Source organism: Parasphingorhabdus sp. SCSIO 66989 (assembly GCF_032852305.1).
Lineage (GTDB): Bacteria > Pseudomonadota > Alphaproteobacteria > Sphingomonadales > Sphingomonadaceae > Alterisphingorhabdus > Alterisphingorhabdus coralli.
In genome coordinates this window covers 1,346,013-1,364,886 of the sequence record NZ_CP136594.1, presented here as the reverse complement: position 1 = coordinate 1,364,886, position 18,874 = coordinate 1,346,013, and the positions used below count along the sequence as shown (strand labels likewise).

Sequence of the window (18,874 nt, the reverse complement as noted above, 5' to 3'; positions counted from 1 at the left end):
CCGCATTGACCTATTTCACGAAAAATCCCCCGTTCGTTCAGGTCGTCGAGCGCAACGGTGAAGAGTACAAAGACTATTGGTGCCCTGAGCGCACCGGCGACAGAGAAACCGATCTCAGGACCGGCAAGAGTTATGCAGAGCATTTCCTTGCCAATGTCGAAGAGGATGAGATCGGTAATACCTTAAGTTGGATAGTCGGGCAGCAGTTTGCTTCCGGTCGTTTCGGCCATGTCGAGAAGGGCTTTATCAAGCGGATCGCCGACAATATCGCAATCTAGGCCCGCCATTTACCATCAATGATCGTCACCAGTGTCCGTTTACCATCGGCGTTGGTGACGATCTGCGTATGAGACCAGCCGCTCGGCCCTTCATTGTATCCCTGGTCGAGAAGCCCACAAAGGCCCGCAACATAAACCCCATCGATGATAGCCGCGCTGTGCGAGTGGCCGATGTTCATTCGGGTGGCGACTTTGATGAGATTGTTGGCCGTGCCTCGTGCCCCGTTCGGCCCCTGATCGCCGTGCATCCCGATCTCGATACCGCCATGCTCCTGACAAATGACATATGACCCGTTGCGCGGCACAAAGGCGATGTCCTCAAGCCCTTGCTCGTCATAGCGTGAGAGCGCGTAGCGGAAGATGTCAAAGTCGTCTTCACCACGCGCTATGGCGCTGTATAGCTGGTCATTGAGATGGCACCAGATCGGCAGATTGGTTGGGTCGGCCCGTGGGTCAGCTTCCCGCAACCAGCGTCTAAGGGCGTCGTTATGGTTCGATGCGACATTGACGCTCTTGCACCATTCAGCCTCGGTCGCCCGGAGAAATTGGGCACATGCCTTGAGACCGTCTTCCACGCGATCAGTGCCACCGGCGATCATCTGAAACATGAAGTGGTGATCGCCCTTACGGTGATGATTGCGCGCCTGAAAGTCGAGCAGGTCATGAAAAGCCTGGTGGCGCGGGCGTAGAGTATGGAACATGGAGTTGGCCGGATCGACGATCTCACCGGACTCCATATCAAAACCCCAACACGCCATAGCGACAGTTGGGTCCAGCTTCTCGCGGTGAATGTCGCCCCAGGTGATCTGTTCAACACGCTGACCAGTGAGAATCTGGCCGTTGCGAACGATAATGTCGAGGTCTTGGAATGAGCCGTCTCGGCTCGTGCCGATCTGTCGCGTAAAGCATCGGCCGGCGTCGTCAACTTCGACGATCACCGCGCCGATGCTGTGATGAAATTCAGCTTTCAGGCCGGCCTTTTTCTCAATGTAGTTGGGAACAGTGCAAGCCCCGCTCGTCATCACCATGGCCGGGTGTTGACCTGCGATAGCCGGAACGCTTGCGAGCTGCGTTTTGGCGTGAGGAAAAATGCACCACGCGCCTCGGCTATACGTCTCAAGCCCTGACAGTGGCCGCACGGCGGTCGGCAGAATGTTCATCTTAGCCGCGAACAGCAGGGGGCCGAGCATTTCATTCTCGTGGATAAGGTATGGCCGAACCTTCTCAGCAAACACAGCACTCCGGCTGGCGTGGTCCTCAAAGAGACCTTTCTGATAGGTGAAGCCACCAACCTTAACCTCGGCACCGAGATGGCGGCTATAGGCCATGAGGTTCGACCAGAATGGCTCTGAGACCGGGGTATCGTCTTGAGCGGCTGTGACCAACCAACGTCTCACCTGGCTCGGTGCTTCGACCACGGGGCGTATATTGCCCCCGTGAGTTCGTGAACTGCGGCTGCGGGCTTCCGCATTGGACTTCGAGCGATAGTGCTTTCCTCGATCGAGGACGGTGACGCCAATTTCGTTTCTCCGGATTCGGGATGCCCGCTGTCGCACTGTGCTGATTGTCACGCCGAGTTTGTCGGCCACATCTTGAACTGACGGAAACTGCTCAGCGTCATTCCATACGGATAGGAACTCATCTTGTGAGTGTTGGGAGGCTGGCATAAACTGTCCTCACTTGGCCATAAAACCCATGTAAACGCCCACCAGACCGATCACAGCAGCGAAGAGAGGCCAGAGTTTGTTGGCCCATTCGACCACGCTGGTCGCGCCGTCCAAGCGATGCCCTAGAGCCTCGACTTTTGTGAGGCGGTCGCTGTGATTGTTGGCCCGATTTGTCAGGGCTTCTTCAACCTTGTCGATCCTGTCTTCGAGCCGCGACGTATTGGAACTACGCTCTTCGAGAACGACCAGGCGTTGCAGGGAATCAGCCTGACGATCCTCGAACGACTGCATCCGTTCGTTGAGTTGGGTTAGGTTCTTGTTTATGTTTTCGAGTAATTGGATCGTCGCCTTTTCTTCGGTCATTGTTTGACCTCGCGGCAAGCCTCAATTACAGGCTCGATCTCGTTCAACCGTGCAATACGCAGCAGGCGACCGGCCACAACACGCGCATAGCGATCTGCTGGTCCGTCGCTGGCCGCGATCTGCTCGTCTGTGTCGGGGTATTCGGGCGCTGCTCTTAGATTCTCTGGTACGCAGGACATCAGCCGATCAACATAAACCGTCTGCGTTCTGATCTCCGGCTCAGGGGTGGCCCCAAAGAAACAGCCGGTCAAAAGCAACGGTGCGGCAAGGATGGCTATACGGGTCATTGAACACTCTCCATCAATCGCTCATCAAGCGTGAGGATTTGTGAACAGACATCACCCTCCCCAATCGGTGCCATGATGCCCTCTGCTCGTTCCTGAGCCTTATCACTGGCCGTATTGGCCTCGGCCACGGTAGCGGTCGCTTCGGCGAGCGTAGCCGCTTCTTTGGCCGCGTTAATGGCGGTCGAGGCGTTCTGCGTGTCGATTGCGCTCTGTAGTTCCTGGGTATTGGCCTTGCAGGTGGTCAGCTTGGCGACAAAGCCTGTATTCGGATCGTTAATCTGCCGGTCGAGCGTTGCGATCTGGCTGTTCAGACGTTGGGTATGAAGCCATTGGCCGACATTGCCGATCACCGCGACGGCCAGAGCGGCAGCGAGGCCGATGGTTGCGAACTTGTCGGAGAAGTCGAACATCAGGCGATGCTCTTGAGACAAAGTTTGCGTTCGCGTTCACGGCGCAGTTTGAGGCCACGAACCACCCGCAGGCGACCTCTCACCCTAGCTTTGTTCCATGGCAGGAAACGGTCACAGGCATGACGCCAATCACCACGGTTGAAGGCCCGTGCTGCCGAGGAACCACAATAGCCGCCGATGCCGATGTTATAGGTCAAAGAAACCGTGGCTGCGATGGTGTCGCCGATGGCTTCCTTGTCAGGGTGGTTTCGGAAAGCAGGTGTGCAGCGCATGACGCCACGGGCATGAATGACCAGTTCTCGTTCGAGTTTGGCGGCGCACTGCTCTTCGGTGAACGTCTGACCCATCTTTATATTTTTGATGATCCCGTCACATGCGGTCGGAATCCCGGCGACATCAAGATAGGCTTTGAGATACTGTTTGCCGCGAATGTGTGTTACGGTAGGTTTGCCGTCATCGGCCAACTCGACCTCAACCGTGCGCCCGCTCTCGTCCTTGGGGACCAGCACAAACAAGGAAGCTGCCGCGCTGAAACCCACAATTGCAGCTAGTGATCCAGCCGCCGCTTTGCGGCCACGCGATATACCAGGTTTCTTATCATTGCTCATCTGCTTGCCCTTTCTTCGGATGTTGTTTTACGAGGCGGGCAAGCAATGCCGCCGCGCTGAAAGCCATGCCCAAGTAGAGATGAAGGTTGCCGGGGAGCAAATATTGAACGTCCGTTGGAACCATATTCCAAAAGACGAGCGTTGCTTCTGGCGGCCAGAGAACGAATTGCATGAAGAAACCTGCGATTACACCGAAGCGGTATGACCACCACTGCCACCAGTCACGCCAGTCGGGGACCAGCTTTTCATCAAGAAAGCGGACCACAAGACCAAAATGGTGTGACCACCAATGCAACCAGTAGTACCAATAAGGCGCAAGTGTTTGCTCAAGGAATTGGGCAATTCGCTTCATGGGGGAGACCAATATATCGTTATTCAAGTTCTCTTGAATAATACCGCAATATTACCCCCCGCCATAGGGTGAATCGACTATGCCGCTAGGTACGGAAAATCGCTTGGTAGGGCGTTCAAAATGGCGGTGACATCTGCGGATCGTTCCGCCGAACTGGCACAGTCCATGGTCGCTATTGAAATCTGATCCCCATTTGGTGCCAACCACAGCATAATCTGTGACCGCGTGGTCGGCCCTTCTGGTGGATTACCGTTGAAGTTGAAGCCGCCGTTCTTACCACCAGCAAAACCACTAATACCAACACCAGCATGGGGGTTGCTGGTTGAGATGGTTCGGGCGTTGGGGCCTGCTATTACAACGGAGTCACTCGCAATTGAACCAATGGCTCGCGCAATCGGGTTGCGGAATACCTCAGCCCCGATCAGAGCCAGATCACGCGCAGTCATATTTGGATTGTTGTCGGTCAACGGCCCATATTTTGCCGTGCCTTGTGTCTCGGTAAATACGCTTCGCCCATAGCCGGGAATGGATCGGCACCGCTGGTTCATCAGTGTGACAAAATGCGGCAAACCAAGAGTCGACTCTATCGGCTGCCCCAAGGCTTCGTTACCGATAATACGCCCGACCATGCGTGTTCCGTCACCAGCCGAATCCAGGATGATAGCTTTGAGAGCGTTGCGCCATGTGACGACATCGCCGCTTTGGAAAGGGAGATCGCTCGAATTGAACGGCCCCTCGTCTTCCTCATCCTGGGTCAACCAGGTGATTGTTTCAGAATCAATCACACCAGCTTTCAATTCCTCAATAAGCAGGACTGTGACCATTTTGATGACACTAGCCGGAAAGTCCCAACTTTCGTCCGCCCTGTTGTTGTACAGCAAATGATCGCGGTTGCTGTTATACGCCGCCATGAATCGACTGTTGAGGCCCGGAAGAAGACGGGTAGGCGGCGCAATGGTTGTTGCAGATGCCGCGATCAGGCCGGGGACAATCACACCAGAGCGCCCGATATGACCCACTCATCGAGGTCTCTTTTGTAGGCGGTAGCCATACCATATTGGCCATTAAGGTTCACATTCCCGCCATCAACACCATTGAGTATTACACCAGCCGGAGCATCAACGGTTGTTTGTCCCGCGCCCAATTGGGTCATTGTGAGGGTCGTACCAACGGCAAACGGGACAGATGAGTTCAACGGCAGTGATACTGTGTTTGCGGATGCCTGGTCCATTTCAATCACTCCATTCGCGTCGCTAATGACAGGCGTATAGATCGTCCCAATTTGGGTATTCACAGAAGCTAATGGTGTGTTTTGCGGCAATGTGGTGCCGAAGGTCATGAACGAAAAGCTGACACGTTCATTGCCCAACGTCGAACTGTTAGATGAACCAACATTGTCAAAGAAGAAACTGTTGAAGTGTATTATATCTCCCGCTCGGACTCTAACAATTGCAGTTATAGAATTGTTCCCGAAGAAGTTTTCTTCCGTTCTCGTATTCCCGATAACACTGAAATTTGCACCCCCATCGGTGGAGTGTCGCAAGAAACCGGAATCCGTTCCCTCTTCGCTGTTTCTGCCGAAACTTACCGTGATAACCGCAATTTGGTTATCGGCTTCTTGGGGAACAATGAACTCATCATTCACAGAATCCCACCCATTATGGTTGTCCTCAACCACGTTCTGAAATTCAATTCTCGTTGTGGTATTATGAGGGAGAATTTGGGATGCGTTTTGTTCAACTCTGCAAAAAACACCTTCCATTTGGGCAGGTGATACACCCAGGCTGCCTATGTCCGCGATGGCCAAAGTTGTGCGTTCAGGGAACGTGTCAAAAGCGTCCTCAGACCACAATACACAGTCGATAAGATCGCCTTGGTTCACGTCAAGAATGGTTGATATGGTTTGCCCACCCCAACCCGAAACTTCCGTCCGTTGAAGATGTGTTATCGCCCCATTTTTGCGAATGAAGAACTCATAATTGCTGTTTCCTGATGATGCGGCAACCTGGAATGAGGCTGTCACCAATACAGTCGTGACGCCTGCCGGAACTGTAAACAGCGATGGATTGGCGGAATCCCAAAATCCACCCTGATCCTGCACAGAGTCAGAAGCACCAAAAGTAATGACGCCACTGGTGTTTGCTGGAAAATTTTGAGATGTGGATTGCCTCAACAGAGCAAGAGAGCGGGGTAGTGGCGGTTGATTTGACCATTCCACGCCATTTTCACCCTGATTGACCACAAGCGGCCTTCCGGCATGACCAGCGAAAGGAGGAAAGTTCGCTCCACCACCGCCACCAGTAAGCAGTTCGGCCCATACAGTGCCGTTGAAGCGTTCGTGATAACCTTGCGCCCGGTTGAAAAGCAACCAGCCCGGTTGCGGCGTCACATAGACCCAAGCGCCGTTATCGCGGATTATCACCGCGTTCGGATTTGTGGCGTTCGTCTCGTCAAGAATATGGACATCACCATCAGCAGGTGTCCCCGGCTCAGCAGATAGTTTTGACAGGACGTTACCCTGCGATAGCACCGACAGCTTGAGCAAATTGGTGTCCATCTCGTCGTTCCAATTGTCCTCTCCTAGATCGAAGAATCCATTGAGACCGAGATTGGGGAGAGTGCGGGCAGGCATGAGGAAAAATCCTATTCAAGTTTTCTTGAATAATATCTGCCGGAACGCTCCCGATCAAGCCCCGCCATAGTTCAGGCCGTAGCCAAAACCGTAGCCAGAACGCAGGAAAACGGGGAAAGAGTAGCGTTGCCAGGAAGAAATACCGTCACGGGCCGCATCAAGTTCCATCCGAACGACCGATGGCGGGCTGTCGGTCGTCTGCATAGCGTTGGTGTAGGTCCAACTTGTTCCCAATATATCGGTCTCTTGGCGGACTAGGTTTCCGCTGAGATCGAACACGCGCACTGTGTAAGAGACCCCCTGCTCTGGTCCAATGGATGCGTCGAGATGACCGACTGGTTGGTCTTCCTGAATTATACGATCACGGTGCGACCAGCTTAGGACCGGCTCAACATGCTCTCCGGTGAGAGTGTAAATGCTGGTGCCCGATACTCGAACATCAGCAGGCGGATATGGTCGGGCTTGTCGGCCAATCATATCGGCGGTCAAAAGCGCTGCGTCGGCCAGTGGTAGGACACGCGATGATGTGCGCGGTAGGACTCTGGCGTTCACCCGTTCTCCGTTCAGATAGGTGCGCCCGTCAGTGCCTATATCGTCATCAACAACCCAAAGCCGCGATAATGCGGCATGAGGGGCGGGTATTGTATCACCGCAGCCTCTCACGACCGTCGCAAGCCCTGTCACAGTATCGAAGGCTGAGAGCCACATCAATTCGTCATCGACCATGACCATCTGGTCAACACTCTCTTCATCAATCGCAAAGAGGTTGTTGAGATTCAAAACCGTATCAAGCGCACCAACCGGATCGACGAGAGTTGCTGACCCGGTATAGTCGAGACTCTGGTTGATCTCGAAATCGGTTTCGCCATCGGCCTGTGAGGCGAGATCATAAAGGAATGAGCCTGACCCCGGAGAAACCGCAAGCGCGCCAATGCTGGTATCATCCGGGTTAGCCGCAGCGAGATCACCCGGCCCCAATATCCGATAAAGGTCACGATAACCGAGTTCGATCAGTCGCTCGGCCGGCGCGACCGATGGGTCTGTGATCGGAGGAGTCCATGTCGAGGTTGCAACTTCGTTGAAACTGGTTTCCGGCATTGCGAAAACATCTTCGAGCGCTCCGGCCATGATTTTACCTGAGCCGGTCGCGCCTTCGGTTATCTTTCCGAGGCGAACGACCAAGTTGCTGATATTGTTGCGTGACGACGAGATGCGAATAACCGCGCCGGGAGTGAGTTGCCACGCTCGCCGATCAAACTCCAAGCGGAATTTTTTGAGACCGGGGGATTGTGCAAGCAATTCGCGTTGGGCAACCCTCCCACCGAGGTCCGTAGTTGAAAGCCCAGGGTGTTCAATTGTGCGGGAAATCGGCCCACCGTGAGCCTGCCATGCAGCAATGTTCTGAGCGCGGACTTCAAACTGTTGACGGGTGCGCGGATCAAACCCTTTGACGATGATTTCGTTGACCTGTTCCGATGACCCTGAGTCATCTTCGACTATCGAAAGCAGGCCGCTATCAAGGTCAAAGTGCGGTATTGTCTGAGGGTCATAGTCGCCGCGCAAGACCTTCAACACGTATTTCCCAGTAACGCGATCCATATAAACCAGCGCGCCAACATGGTCGCAGATAGTCTCAATGAAGTCGTCAACGTCGCCTTGCCTGTTCCATTTGATGCAAAGACCAAAACTCTCTGAGCAGAACAGATTGGCGGCGTAAATGAAACTGTTTTCATCGATCGATGCAGGGTCTTCCCCCTTACCCCATTCGGGATTTGTCAGGCACTCATACACGATATGGGCCGGATTCATGGCGTGGATTTCACCATTGGCCAGATAGATCGGTGCTTTGGCTTCATACCAGCAATTATTGTTGAACCAACCTGCCCGATGGCGCCGAACGCGGAACTTCCATTCCTTGAGATAGGGATTCATTGAGGCGACTAGGCCATCAAAAACCACTGATACAAACCCACGGAACTCGGACACGAGGCCCCCCATGTCCTGCTTAATGTCGGGAACGGTCACAGAACGAACAGGTTTCGACCCGATGACGACATTTTGGGCCGGTGGAAGTACCTGCTCGGCTGCGCCCATATTGACGTAAAAGCCACCCTGAATACCGCCCTCTTTCCCCTCACCGCCGAACAACTCCGGCTCGTTTATGACGAATGGCCCGGTGTCGCAGAAATGGTCTTTGATGACCGTCTTCTCGCCGACAGCGATTTCGTGCAGCTCGTCCACCGGCCCGCGTCCGATGCCCGCCACAATCGTCATCAGATAATGGTAGCCAACTGTCTGTCCGCCCTTACCGGCCATTGGTCATCTCCTCCTCGGCTTCTTTGATCGCACGAGCCGCTAACGGATCGCCGAACTGGCCTAGTGTGGAGGCAGGTATCCCTTGCGAGAGAAATGCGGACCAATCCAGCCCACGAGAAGCGAACCAGCGGCGAGCGCCCCCGGTGCAAAGCCGAGCGGCCCGGATATGGCGAACACGAACAACAGGATCGGTCACTTTTTACCTCCCTGTTTGATCTTTTTGGTGCGCAGATTCCCATACCAAAGGACTTGCCAATCTTCGGTCCAACAATCCCCGAAGAACACAGCTTGTTCGGTGCCCTCTTCAACCTGCGGGAAATCGAACTCTTCGAGCGTGGCCGGTCGATTTCGCTGCGTCGGAGTCAGCAGTGACGAGATCGCGTAATGTGCGAGGAATAGTGCGAAACTGGTGAGAAAAGGAAGTGCCATATTACGCCTCAGAACAGATTGACACCGTAGGGAGATTCACCGGGCATTTGGGCAATCCCGCCATAGTTGGCCATGTTGTTGAATTTGTCGTTGCAGGTTTCCGGCCTTCGGTTGCAGCCGGGGTAAAGTGTGATCGCTTGACCGACACTCAGCCCATCGGAACGTCCGAAGATCAAAAACTCGGTGGTCGAGATGCCGCGCTCAATGGTGCGCTGCTCAAGCGTTCCGTTACCGTCCGCGTCCCATGCAATGATCCCACCGTTGAAATAGGTGATGTCAGCATTGGCTTCGGCGGCAATGGTGAAGCTGTTTCCGCTCAGAGCCGTTATGGTTGTTTGAACAGCAAAGGCTTCCCGATCAACTTTGCATTGGGAGTCGTAGAGCATATGCGGGCAGGTTCGTGACCAGGTGAGACGCAAACCACCTCGACCGGAACGGCCAGCCGAGCAAAATAGTGTAGCTTTACCTTCATCGTCCCGCTTGACGTTGTTGACCCGGCCAGCGAAGAAAACGGTCGTTTCAAGATCATCCGCATGTTTTCGCAGCACGACCACGCGCACCGGCTCGCTTGGTGGTGTGCCACGAAAAAGTGCCGGGACAGGGAGATCGGCCTGCATGTCAATCTTGAAGTCTTCCTGCTCCTGACCGCCAAAGGTGAAAGTGTCGTTGGTTATCGGTGCTGCAACGTACTCGTCACTTATCCCGTCGAGTTGGAGATTGCGGTCGCTGGAATTATAGAACCAGCGAGATTGACCCCAATAGAACTCATAGAAAAAGATCGGGCGACCGGACGCATTGGAGATTTCCTGGCTGTCAAAAGACATGATTTACACCCCGAAGAAAAAGTCGTTTGGAAAGAGGGATCGCAGCTCGAACGGGCTGCCATACGCCTCGCTTTGCTGGCCGGGATTTATGACCTGCGATACTCGTGGCAACAGGTCGGACGCGAATTGGACGTTCCAGGGTTGCCAACTGAACGTACCGACCATGCCCACACCGACAGACCCAAATGGGAACTGCACTTGCAATTCGATCTCTGAGAGATTCAATGCCCTTGGGTCATTGAAATACAATTCAACCCGCGTTGGTGTGTAGCGGACCTTCGGTGTGCCATCCGGGTAGTTCTGGTCTGAGCCAGGCACTATGCCGAAATCCAGTTCGTTCGTCGTTACCTGCGGTCCTCTGACGCGAATAAACACTTGATTGATCGGTGTTGTTTCATTGAAGATTTGGAAGATTCCACGCGCATACCAGCCGGTGAAAACGGGCGGGGGAACATAGACCGCGCACTGATTCCCTTCCTCCGGTGAACCGCACTCTGCAAAACCGATTTCAGCTTGGGGGATTGGTTGCACGGCGGTTGTTGCGGTGCGAATTTCAGAAACACCTTTGAAGGTGAGTGCCGACCGAGCCACGCCCTCATTGTCGCCCAAATGTTCGATCTCAACCGCATCTTGTGCCAAGCGTGTACGCTCAATGAAGCTGATACGATCACCCGAAGAAACTGGACCAGTTATCGGGCCAACCAGGGCGAGATTTTCATTCCCATCGGACTCAAGGGTCGCGTTTGAAATGCGGGTGATCTGACCGTCCGGTAAAATGACATGCTCTTTACCGCTTGTCGGGCCACCCACATAAGCGAGGCCGAATTGTTCCGCTAACATTGAGGTTGCTCCGCTCGCCGCGTCAGTCGCGACTGTGATGTCGTCGGAGAAAGACGGCAACCACACTGCGGTCTGCTGGCCGTTCAGCCGATAAAGCATCTGACGATAGGCATAACGGTCAGCAGCACCTATCAGGATGAAGTTGAGTTCCTGATTTCGGTAAGCCCGCCCTGCGGAATCGACAACAGACTTCAACCCGAAGCCTGGGTCAAACTGAGATGACAGCCATGAGGGGTCAATGCTGCTTTCGTTGCTCCACTCCGGCTCCCGCGTAAACACCGGCAGACCTTCATGGGTGCGCTCCCAATTACCGATGCTTTGCAGGTCATTGCCTTGAATAATCTCGAAGCGGATTTCTAATTCGCCAACCCGGCTGGTAATCGCGGACAAGTTTGGATCGTCAAACCGCCCACGTCGCATAGGTTGAACGGCGTTACCCGCCGACCATGTGTTGTTCAGAGGCTCAACCAGGTCGAGACCGTTTGCATCGACAGCCGCAATTCGGACACTTTCACCGGAGAATTGCCCATCGCCCACGAGCCATGCCATCCCGCCGGCCGAGAACTCGTGGAACTCGGTCTCACAGTCAATTCTCGTCGTACCGGCTACCGCCGGCTGTGTCAGGGGTGCGATGTCGAACCAGAGCGGCACCATCCATTCGCTCGTGCCGAGGCGGTGTAGCGCAAGGTCAACAAAGGTTCTTTCGTTGTCCAGTGGGTTGAAACGCGCCTCTATAGTGCGCCTGGGCGCTAGGCGATGCGCTATGCGCTGCTCAGCACCCGACACGGACACAAGAACGTCTGTGAGCCATTCCAGCCGCTCAAGCACCGGCTGCGCCCAATTGGGATTCAAGCCCCATACAGGAAGCAAATGATCGGCGATCATATGTTGAGTTCCTGTCTGACGGTAGCGCGCTCGGTGCGAATGAACGTAAGCAGCATTTCGCGTCCCGCTGCGCTGTTCATCGCTTGGGCGATTTGCTCTTCGCCAATAGCAAGAATTTGGCTAACCTGTTTGCCGCCTTCACCTTGATTGAATCGGTGGCGCGGATCATCGCGGGTTATGGTTTCTTCGCCACGTTTTAGTATCGCGGGCACTTCATCGGGTTGAAGACCGGCGATGCCGCCATTGTGGTAACGAGCGGCATTGGCAAACACCGAGGCAGCAACGCGCCGCGACCGACCGCCGTTTGAAACAACACCGCCGCCGTGGAACAAGCTGCCAATAGCAGTAGAGATCGCGCCACCGACGCCACCCGAACCAACACCACCCGGACTGCCGTTCGACAGTGCGTTAAAGATCGCCTGTTGCGCTATCATCCTAGCGATATTCAAAAGGAAGTCGGACGCAAATTGTAGGAAGGCTCGCCCGAATGAGAGCAAGGCGTTTTCGCCGTCCACGATAGATCGAGCGAACTCTTCCATGGCGTTTGCGCCGCCTTGAGAAAGTTCCTGATTGAGCGCCTGCCCTGCCCGGAGAAACTGAGTCCGTAGTTCTTTTGTTGCCGCAATGGTGTTTTCAAGACCGAGAATGATGTTATCGACCTCGGCTGCTGTGAGGCCCATGGTCGCAAGGTCTTCCGGCGAACCTCTCAGCGAGCGCCACATTTCGATGGCGTTTACCGAAGCGTCAATCAGCCTTTCGTTCACCTGGGCCAATTGTGTTTCGAGTTCGCCCACTCGACCCGGTTGACCCTGTACCTGAGCAAAGAAAATCTGCTCTTGCAACAGGTCGCGCATTGCGGTCAGATCATTGACAGTCTGGTCGTTCGCTTGGACCATCGCATCAAGCATTTCGCGGCGCTCGGCATTGCTTGCGTTGCGCAGATCGCCGATGATGTTCTTGACCTCAGCGGCGGTCATTTCCAACAATGCCAATTGCTGCGGATCACCCAACACCTTTTCCCATTCGGCGATGGAATCCTGCCGTGCTTGAGCAAGAGTGCTGGTTACTCTGAACAAGCGAGTTTGGATCGCATCAAACTCAGATGTGTCCGGTGATGTGAACTCAAGCGATTGCGCAAGGCTTTGGCGTTGGCCGAGCAGTTCGTTTACTCGCCGCTCATGCTCTTCACGTCGAGCATTGGCTATCGCACGTCGATTGTTGGCATCAAACTCCAGGCCAACAGTTCGTGCAATTTCTTCGCGCTGTTGGGCGCTTAGGGTAAGCCGTTTTTTGCTGTCACGGCTGGCGCGTTCTTCGGCTTTCCGAATGGCCGTTGCGATAGCTTGGCGGCGCTGTTCAAGGATCAGGTTTTCACCGGCGAGAACATTGGTACGTTCGACAAAACCGGCTTGAATTTCCCGCTCTTCGTTCTCCCGCGCAATCTCACGGTTAAACTCTGCCTGCATTTGGGCCAGAGACTTGCCGCCCCTGCGCCGACGCCGACGACCACGGCGCCGTTGCTCGGCAAGTTCTTCTTCGCGCCGTTTATCGCTCTCTCGCTTTAGGACTCTTGGGTCGTCAGTATCTAGCGTGTCACCGGAAGGGGTTTGTGATGCCTGCGTATTTCCAACCGCCGCATTACCCGCTGCTTCATGACTCATCCCGCGAATACGGTTTATGAGATATGTTGCACCGACCCATGCGCTGTCTAGTTCCTCACGGAGAGTTCCAAATACATCGAGATCAGCCAACCAGTTTTTGAAGTCCAACCAGGCACCAGACATGGCATCAACCATGCGATCCCACGATGTTTCGAGTTCAGCGGCCCTTTGTTGTGAGTTCCGAAAGAAGCGCTGGAAAGCCAGATCACGCGCATCGCTCTCCTGGCCACTTTCAAACATGGCGCGGATTTGTTCGCGTTCCGACAAGGTGAGGAAATTCAACTCATCGTCATACTTAGCAATTTCCTTGTAGCCGCCACTGAACGCTTTTGCGACATCCTCGGCGGCTTCGGTGAGGTCTTGGCGTCTGATTTCCGCGACGTTTTGGGCAGCGGCGGCCATGGCGTCCATCATCTCAGGGTTGATGGAGTTCTGCATGAAGGTTTCGACAACAGATGCCGCATCTTCGCTGCTTTCACCCAAAGCCTCGACAGCCGCTACATGCTCCATCAGGTCGTCTGCACTCTGGCGAGCGTTTTGGCCGGTCAATGCAAGGGAGGCGGCAAACTGCCTCTGCATTTGCGCCTGCTCGTTCAAGCGGCCCATGGCTATGACGACAGGGGCAAGCGCAACACCAGCAAGACCTAGTACCCGCGCATAGCGCAAAAAGCCGGTCAACAGCTTGGGAAAAATCTGAATGATTTGGCCACCTTGTTGCGCAAAGGTCTGCGAAACTGGTGTACCTGACGCAATCTGAGTGAACACGTCATTGATCTGATAGGCGAGATTCTGCATCTCATAAGGACGCAAGCCGAGAACACCCCGGATTTCAGCAGAGCCGTTTCTATTGACGCTTTTCTGTGCCGTATCGACCTGCTTCAACTCATGCTCAAGCCGGTCCAACTCTGCTGTGAGATCACGAATGTTGATCTTGCCCGCTTTGTAAAGGTCACGGGCCTGGGTCATCTCTTGATTGATGCGTTCCTGCTCGACGGCAAGCGGGCGGGCGCGCTGTCTGAGAGCGGCGGCAGCGGTTTCAAGTTCACGAGTGGCGTCCGCCGCCTCTCGCTTGGCTCTGGCGTCTTCTTCAAATACAGCAGCCGACGACCGGGCAGCGCCGGAGTCAAAATCCCTGACACCAAGTTGGGCGTTGATCGCTGATTGGGCGTTTCTGGCGTTGACTTCTTCACGCGCCGCTTGTGCCTGGTCGCGCAATGCTGCCGCCGCGTCACGAGAAGCTGCGGCAACGCGCATTGCTTCACGCTCACCGGCGTTACCCATGTCGCCCATAGCGATCTGCGCGGCGGTCGCGGCGTTTTTCAGGCCGTCATATTCAACGCCCGTGGCAGCCAGATCGGATCGCTGACCTTCAATCTTTGCTTCCAATCGACCGGCTTCACCGACCAACCGGCGATAGGCTTGTTGCGCGCCCGCCAAACGGCCAACCAGTTGCTCGGAACCATCGTTCTGTATTGCGATACGGGTTGTGACGATGGCTTGTTCAGCAGCTTCGATTTCCCGACGCAATGCAGAGTAGCGCGCTTCATTTTCGGCCAAAGTCGCCTCTTGCGACGACATGCTGGCCTGCGTGGCGTTGACCGATTGATCGAGCCGGGAGTAGGCAGAATCAAGCGTGGCAAACAACTGGCCCAAACGACCAAGGGTATCACCTGTCCGTTCCCCGGTGTCCCCAACCTGATCCTGTATGCCAGCGAGCGCCCGCAACGAGGACGAGATAGAGTCAATCGCTCTATCTGCCTCATTACGCGCTTTAATGGCTAGTGTGACATCACGCCTCGCCATGTTTACTGGTCTCCCATCAACCCGGTCACGAGTTTCTTGAAGTCGTCAAACCCCTCTTTTGAAAAGAGGGTTGCGACGGCAGACTGCAACAGCAGTGCTTCACTTGCGATTTGGCTGTTCTTCCTGTTCGCCACGATTTCAGCTTCCTCGTAAACCAGCCACAAAGGGTAATCCCACGCCCCGGCGTGACCGGCTTCAATTAGGAGGGAGCATTGTTCTCGGATGCGGCGGATGAAGCGCTCAGGTGTGATTTTGCTTCGACCGTTTTTTGCCCCAACCCTGCCATCAGGCGTTGGACCAGGGCCACCAGGTTTCCCAAACCACCTGCGGACTCAACGGTGAGGTTGCCGATCTTCTCAAGCGCCATAAGCTGAACGCCGACATCAAGACGGCGCGCAACGCTGATAGCCTCTTCGCTAAGATCACCCGAAGCACGAGCAATAACCTCGGCCACGATCTCAGGAAAAGTGGCGATCACATCAAGGAAAAGATCGCTCTCTTCCAATCCGTCCTGGTTGCGCTCGAACACTACCGAGATGGCGTCACGATGAACGCCATAAATCCCAAGAATGTCCGCCGCTGTCAGGGGACCGACGCTGAACTCAGCATCGCCCACCGTGACAGTCTCAGTTTTGACAACAATGTCTCTCAGATTGGCCATCGTCCCTGCCTTTCACGATTATGCTGTGTAAGGCTGACCATCGACATAAATGGCTTCCATGCCCGGAGGACGCAGACATTCGACATTGAACGGAGTCGTCATCCAATCATCGCCTTTGAGCGCCAGATCGCCATTGGGGGACAGCCGGACATAGAGCATCCGATAGTCCTTATCGTCGCCTTCGGCATTATAGGCATCGAAGCGAATAGCGCCTTCAATCTGAGTGTTGCCGGAGATGGTACGATCCACGTTCACGGCAGCAACATCATAGTTGAGTTCGACACTGGCACCAGCAGAGACGTTGGTTGCGCCCTCAAGAATGGTGAGGATACCGCGTGGCGCATCAAGCTGATAGTCGGTGCCTTCGACCAGAGGCGTAGCGCCCACAGTCGCGGTATTAAGCGTGACACTGCGCACACCGAGAAGGGACTGCGCAGTCTGGCCGATCTGGTATGAAAGCCCAAGCTGAACGCCCTCAATCGTCTCAGTGACGCCAGTTGCGCCCGCCTGTGTATTGGTCAGGCTGAGACCCATGAAGAAGAACGCCAGGTTATCAAGCGAGATGTCGGTGCAGGTGAAGTTGCCATTATGGTCAACCTGCAAAGTCACGGACTTGGTTTTCACCTTCGTTCCACGATCCATGCTGTAATAGGGCAACTCTTCGGTGTTGGCCGTCAGGTTGAAATCATTGGTGTCACCCAAATAACGGAAACCCTCTGGCTCAAGCGTTCCTGGCTTGAACTTTGAGAAGTGGACCTCACCGCGTCCGAGAGTCTGATTTTGGATTTGCCGGGACATAATTTCCTCCATTGTCGAAATTCAAGTTTACTTGAATACGTGTTAATTGAAAGGGTAAAGTGGGTCTTCGATCAGCTTCATTTTGACCGGGAGCCAGAAGTAGCTTTTGGCCGACACTTCATCAGGTGGCCGCACCAATCCAGCGCCAAAGTCAAAGTCGTCAATTCTATTATATTCTCTTTTACTTCCAAGGCCAAAGGGGTCGGGAAGTCTCTGGTTTTGGTCTTTACGCGCCCGCTCAATTGCAAGCCGCCTGCGCACATCGGCAAGCAGTATATGGGCATCGTCGGTAGGGTTGTCTTTGTTGTCATTCAAGAAACCTTGAATGACTAAGTGATAGTTGAATAAAGATGCTGTAGGCAACGGGTTGGGGTCTGTCAGTTCCTCTGACTCTTCCGGGCGTTCAAGAATGGCGACCATCGGCAACGGGTCACTATCACCGAAAAAGACTCGGCCACGGTTGACGCGATGAACGGTTTGTCCGTCTTCATCTGTGAAGGGGCTGAGATCAAAAGTGTAGTTGCCAGCAGCCGTTATCTCTTCCAACGCATCTGTGATGGCCATAAGGATACGCAAGCGAAAGGGTATGTTTGGCATGTCAGTTCAACCTGTCCAGCAGCCGGTTAAACTCGGCTTGGAGTATGTCAGCCGCTTCCGGTTTGATGTCCTCAGCAACCGTTCTGAACACCTGATCGACACTAGGGCCATAAAGCAGGTACAGGTTGCCTGAGACTTGAATCATTTTGTGCTTGTTTGCCAAGCGCTCGCCTGGTCGAAGCCGAATAGCCAGACCGAGATTTGAGCGCGTTTCAATCGGCGCTCGACCGGCACGAAGCGGCATGAAAAAGGCCCGGTCCATCACCTGCGAACTACCCGGCTTAACCTGTACACGAACGCCGCGCCGACCGCCGCCGCGTGAAAAGCGAGCGAGAGATGTTGGGCGATGACGACCGCGTATGCGGGCTTCCAGGCGAGCATCGGTTGCGGTTTGACTGATCGACAGCCGACCGGACTTGTCGGACAGATAGCGCGCTGTGAACGCCACCTGTCGGCGCATTTCCCGCGAAGCCAATGTCCGCGAACGCCGTGCTGTCGTATTGATCGCCATGCGGGCAAAACGAACTATCTTCGGGGGGAGTTCGCCATAAGCCGAAATTGCCTCAGATAACCCTTCAACCGCGACAACATAAGGTCTCATGGCTGTGCCTCCGGCACCGGAAGTCCGGCAGCTTCACTGTCACTCAATCGCACAACCTCAGCTTTGCGGGTTATGTCGTTAGGAGGAAATGTGCGCTCAACCCGATAGGCTTCGCCGGGGGCCACAGAGAAAATGGAACCATGTTTGGCGTCAGCCAGTTCCGCCACCAAAAAGACGATCATGGGCACATCGTCGGCCATTTCGGCATAACCGTTTGTCGATGACCCTTGATCGCCTGTTGTTGTGGATCGCAAGCTATCCCTGATTGTCACAGGGATCGGCACGGCTCCGTTATAGGCGATAAAGAGCGCTTCCGTCTTCATGTGGTCATGAAGATAGGAACGCCCTTTACGCAGGATTTCACGGAAACCGCGCCGAGGCATTTACAGCAAACCTTGCTCTTCGCCGTCACCGGCACCTTCCTCGGTGCTTGGGGTGGTCTCACCCTCACCTTCGGAGGCGGCTTCTTCGCCGCTGTCACCCTCACTGCCTTCACCCGCAGCCTTAATTTCCTCAAGGGCGTCCTGAATGGCTTTGATCGCTGTCGAACGGTTGGGGCCGTCTTCTTCAACCGAAAGCATGACTTCGAGAGTTGCTGCGTCATTGTCCTTGACCAGTTTGGCCACGGTTGTTTTAATCTCGTTTACGGTGAGCGGCTTATCGTCCGCTGGCGCAGAGGTTTCGACCTCTTTGATAGCACCCAAGGCCAAAAGGCTCTTTGCTTCATCCGCATCGGCCGGCTTGAACGGCTTACCTGGGTCAGTCACTACAGGTTTGTTGTCCTTGCGGCTCTCAATGCGATTAACTGCAACATAATTGGTCATTGTCTTGTCCCTTCTATTGAAACGAAAAAATCGGGAGG

At 54.6% G+C, this 18,874-nt stretch carries 20 protein-coding genes; 1 reads left to right on the top strand and 19 read right to left on the bottom strand.

What is annotated here, in order from left to right:
- The first annotated feature begins 5 nt into the window (after window positions 1-5).
- Window positions 6-278, top strand: a complete 273-nt coding sequence (locus RB602_RS06385; RefSeq protein ID WP_317083981.1) for a hypothetical protein — start codon at window positions 6-8, stop codon at window positions 276-278.
- Here RB602_RS06385 and RB602_RS06380 read toward each other — a convergent pair.
- The 19 genes from RB602_RS06380 to RB602_RS06290 all read right to left on the bottom strand — a co-directional run bounded on the left by RB602_RS06380 (window position 275) and on the right by RB602_RS06290 (window position 18,836).
- Entirely contained in the window at window positions 275-1,945 is a 1,671-nt protein-coding gene (locus RB602_RS06380; protein WP_317083979.1) for an RNA polymerase sigma factor sigma-70 region 4 domain-containing protein, read from the bottom strand. The two genes, RB602_RS06385 and RB602_RS06380, sit on opposite strands and share 4 nt — an antisense overlap.
- A gap of 9 nt (window positions 1,946-1,954) precedes the next feature.
- Window positions 1,955-2,308 carry a hypothetical protein gene (locus RB602_RS06375; protein WP_317083977.1) on the bottom strand — a complete coding sequence of 118 codons (354 nt, stop codon included), beginning with the start codon at window positions 2,306-2,308 and terminating at the stop codon, window positions 1,955-1,957.
- On the bottom strand, window positions 2,305-2,595 hold the full coding sequence (locus RB602_RS06370; RefSeq protein ID WP_317083975.1) for a hypothetical protein: 291 nt from the start codon (window positions 2,593-2,595) through the stop codon (window positions 2,305-2,307). Before RB602_RS06370 ends, RB602_RS06375 begins: the two co-directional genes overlap by 4 nt.
- Window positions 2,592-3,005, bottom strand: coding sequence for a hypothetical protein (locus RB602_RS06365; RefSeq protein WP_317083973.1), 414 nt, complete (start codon window positions 3,003-3,005; stop codon window positions 2,592-2,594). The genes RB602_RS06370 and RB602_RS06365 overlap by 4 nt, the downstream gene beginning before the upstream one ends.
- Window positions 3,005-3,613, bottom strand: coding sequence for a glycoside hydrolase family protein (locus RB602_RS06360; RefSeq protein WP_317083971.1), 609 nt, complete (start codon window positions 3,611-3,613; stop codon window positions 3,005-3,007). The genes RB602_RS06365 and RB602_RS06360 overlap by 1 nt, the downstream gene beginning before the upstream one ends.
- Complete coding sequence (locus tag RB602_RS06355; RefSeq protein ID WP_317083969.1) at window positions 3,603-3,965, bottom strand: DUF7940 domain-containing protein; 363 nt, start codon at window positions 3,963-3,965, stop codon at window positions 3,603-3,605. Before RB602_RS06355 ends, RB602_RS06360 begins: the two co-directional genes overlap by 11 nt.
- Before the next feature lie 77 nt (window positions 3,966-4,042).
- Complete coding sequence (locus RB602_RS06350; protein WP_317083967.1) at window positions 4,043-4,984, bottom strand: D-alanyl-D-alanine carboxypeptidase family protein; 942 nt, start codon at window positions 4,982-4,984, stop codon at window positions 4,043-4,045.
- The gene (locus RB602_RS06345) at window positions 4,957-6,597 is read right to left on the bottom strand and encodes a DUF2793 domain-containing protein (RefSeq protein ID WP_317083965.1); all 1,641 of its coding nucleotides are present in this window, start codon (window positions 6,595-6,597) and stop codon (window positions 4,957-4,959) included. The genes RB602_RS06350 and RB602_RS06345 overlap by 28 nt, the downstream gene beginning before the upstream one ends.
- A 54-nt stretch (window positions 6,598-6,651) precedes the next feature.
- Complete coding sequence (locus RB602_RS06340; RefSeq protein WP_317083963.1) at window positions 6,652-8,913, bottom strand: phage tail protein; 2,262 nt, start codon at window positions 8,911-8,913, stop codon at window positions 6,652-6,654.
- A gap of 192 nt (window positions 8,914-9,105) precedes the next feature.
- Window positions 9,106-9,342 (bottom strand): hypothetical protein, encoded by a 237-nt coding sequence (locus RB602_RS06335; RefSeq protein ID WP_317083961.1) that lies wholly within the window; start codon window positions 9,340-9,342, stop codon window positions 9,106-9,108.
- An 8-nt stretch (window positions 9,343-9,350) separates the two neighbouring features.
- Window positions 9,351-10,166: a phage BR0599 family protein gene (locus tag RB602_RS06330; protein WP_317083959.1), complete on the bottom strand. Its 816-nt coding sequence runs from the start codon at window positions 10,164-10,166 to the stop codon at window positions 9,351-9,353.
- 3 nt (window positions 10,167-10,169) lie between these two features.
- Window positions 10,170-11,891 carry a hypothetical protein gene (locus RB602_RS06325; protein WP_317083958.1) on the bottom strand — a complete coding sequence of 574 codons (1,722 nt, stop codon included), beginning with the start codon at window positions 11,889-11,891 and terminating at the stop codon, window positions 10,170-10,172.
- Entirely contained in the window at window positions 11,888-15,355 is a 3,468-nt protein-coding gene (locus RB602_RS06320) for a phage tail length tape measure family protein (RefSeq protein WP_317083956.1), read from the bottom strand. Before RB602_RS06320 ends, RB602_RS06325 begins: the two co-directional genes overlap by 4 nt.
- 199 nt (window positions 15,356-15,554) lie before the next feature.
- Window positions 15,555-16,016 carry a phage pre-tape measure protein gene (locus tag RB602_RS06315; protein WP_317083954.1) on the bottom strand — a complete coding sequence of 154 codons (462 nt, stop codon included), beginning with the start codon at window positions 16,014-16,016 and terminating at the stop codon, window positions 15,555-15,557.
- An 18-nt stretch (window positions 16,017-16,034) separates the two neighbouring features.
- A complete protein-coding gene (locus tag RB602_RS06310) occupies window positions 16,035-16,814 on the bottom strand; it encodes a phage tail tube protein (protein ID WP_317083951.1) in 780 nt (259 codons plus the stop codon).
- Window positions 16,815-16,856: 42 nt separating this feature from the next.
- Entirely contained in the window at window positions 16,857-17,378 is a 522-nt protein-coding gene (locus tag RB602_RS06305; protein ID WP_317083949.1) for a hypothetical protein, read from the bottom strand.
- Window positions 17,379-17,412: 34 nt separating this feature from the next.
- The gene (locus tag RB602_RS06300; RefSeq protein ID WP_317083948.1) at window positions 17,413-18,012 is read right to left on the bottom strand and encodes a hypothetical protein; all 600 of its coding nucleotides are present in this window, start codon (window positions 18,010-18,012) and stop codon (window positions 17,413-17,415) included.
- On the bottom strand, window positions 18,009-18,335 hold the full coding sequence (locus RB602_RS06295) for a hypothetical protein (RefSeq protein ID WP_317083946.1): 327 nt from the start codon (window positions 18,333-18,335) through the stop codon (window positions 18,009-18,011). The genes RB602_RS06300 and RB602_RS06295 overlap by 4 nt, the downstream gene beginning before the upstream one ends.
- Window positions 18,336-18,395: 60 nt before the next feature.
- Complete coding sequence (locus RB602_RS06290) at window positions 18,396-18,836, bottom strand: hypothetical protein (RefSeq protein WP_317083945.1); 441 nt, start codon at window positions 18,834-18,836, stop codon at window positions 18,396-18,398.
- Window positions 18,837-18,874: the final 38 nt, after the last annotated feature.

Coding starts and splice junctions, on each gene's coding strand:
- RB602_RS06380 (WP_317083979.1), bottom strand. CDS start 1,945: ATGCCAGCCTCCCAACACTCACAAGATGAGTTCCTATCCGTATGGAAT.
- RB602_RS06375 (WP_317083977.1), bottom strand. CDS start 2,308: ATGACCGAAGAAAAGGCGACGATCCAATTACTCGAAAACATAAACAAG.
- RB602_RS06370 (WP_317083975.1), bottom strand. CDS start 2,595: ATGACCCGTATAGCCATCCTTGCCGCACCGTTGCTTTTGACCGGCTGT.
- RB602_RS06365 (WP_317083973.1), bottom strand. CDS start 3,005: ATGTTCGACTTCTCCGACAAGTTCGCAACCATCGGCCTCGCTGCCGCT.
- RB602_RS06360 (WP_317083971.1), bottom strand. CDS start 3,613: ATGAGCAATGATAAGAAACCTGGTATATCGCGTGGCCGCAAAGCGGCG.
- RB602_RS06355 (WP_317083969.1), bottom strand. CDS start 3,965: ATGAAGCGAATTGCCCAATTCCTTGAGCAAACACTTGCGCCTTATTGG.
- RB602_RS06345 (WP_317083965.1), bottom strand. CDS start 6,597: ATGCCTGCCCGCACTCTCCCCAATCTCGGTCTCAATGGATTCTTCGAT.
- RB602_RS06340 (WP_317083963.1), bottom strand. CDS start 8,913: ATGGCCGGTAAGGGCGGACAGACAGTTGGCTACCATTATCTGATGACG.
- RB602_RS06335 (WP_317083961.1), bottom strand. CDS start 9,342: ATGGCACTTCCTTTTCTCACCAGTTTCGCACTATTCCTCGCACATTAC.
- RB602_RS06330 (WP_317083959.1), bottom strand. CDS start 10,166: ATGTCTTTTGACAGCCAGGAAATCTCCAATGCGTCCGGTCGCCCGATC.
- RB602_RS06325 (WP_317083958.1), bottom strand. CDS start 11,891: ATGATCGCCGATCATTTGCTTCCTGTATGGGGCTTGAATCCCAATTGG.
- RB602_RS06320 (WP_317083956.1), bottom strand. CDS start 15,355: ATGGCGAGGCGTGATGTCACACTAGCCATTAAAGCGCGTAATGAGGCA.
- RB602_RS06315 (WP_317083954.1), bottom strand. CDS start 16,016: ATGGCCAATCTGAGAGACATTGTTGTCAAAACTGAGACTGTCACGGTG.
- RB602_RS06310 (WP_317083951.1), bottom strand. CDS start 16,814: ATGTCCCGGCAAATCCAAAATCAGACTCTCGGACGCGGTGAGGTCCAC.
- RB602_RS06305 (WP_317083949.1), bottom strand. CDS start 17,378: ATGGCCATCACAGATGCGTTGGAAGAGATAACGGCTGCTGGCAACTAC.
- RB602_RS06300 (WP_317083948.1), bottom strand. CDS start 18,012: ATGAGACCTTATGTTGTCGCGGTTGAAGGGTTATCTGAGGCAATTTCG.
- RB602_RS06295 (WP_317083946.1), bottom strand. CDS start 18,335: ATGAAGACGGAAGCGCTCTTTATCGCCTATAACGGAGCCGTGCCGATC.
- RB602_RS06290 (WP_317083945.1), bottom strand. CDS start 18,836: ATGACCAATTATGTTGCAGTTAATCGCATTGAGAGCCGCAAGGACAAC.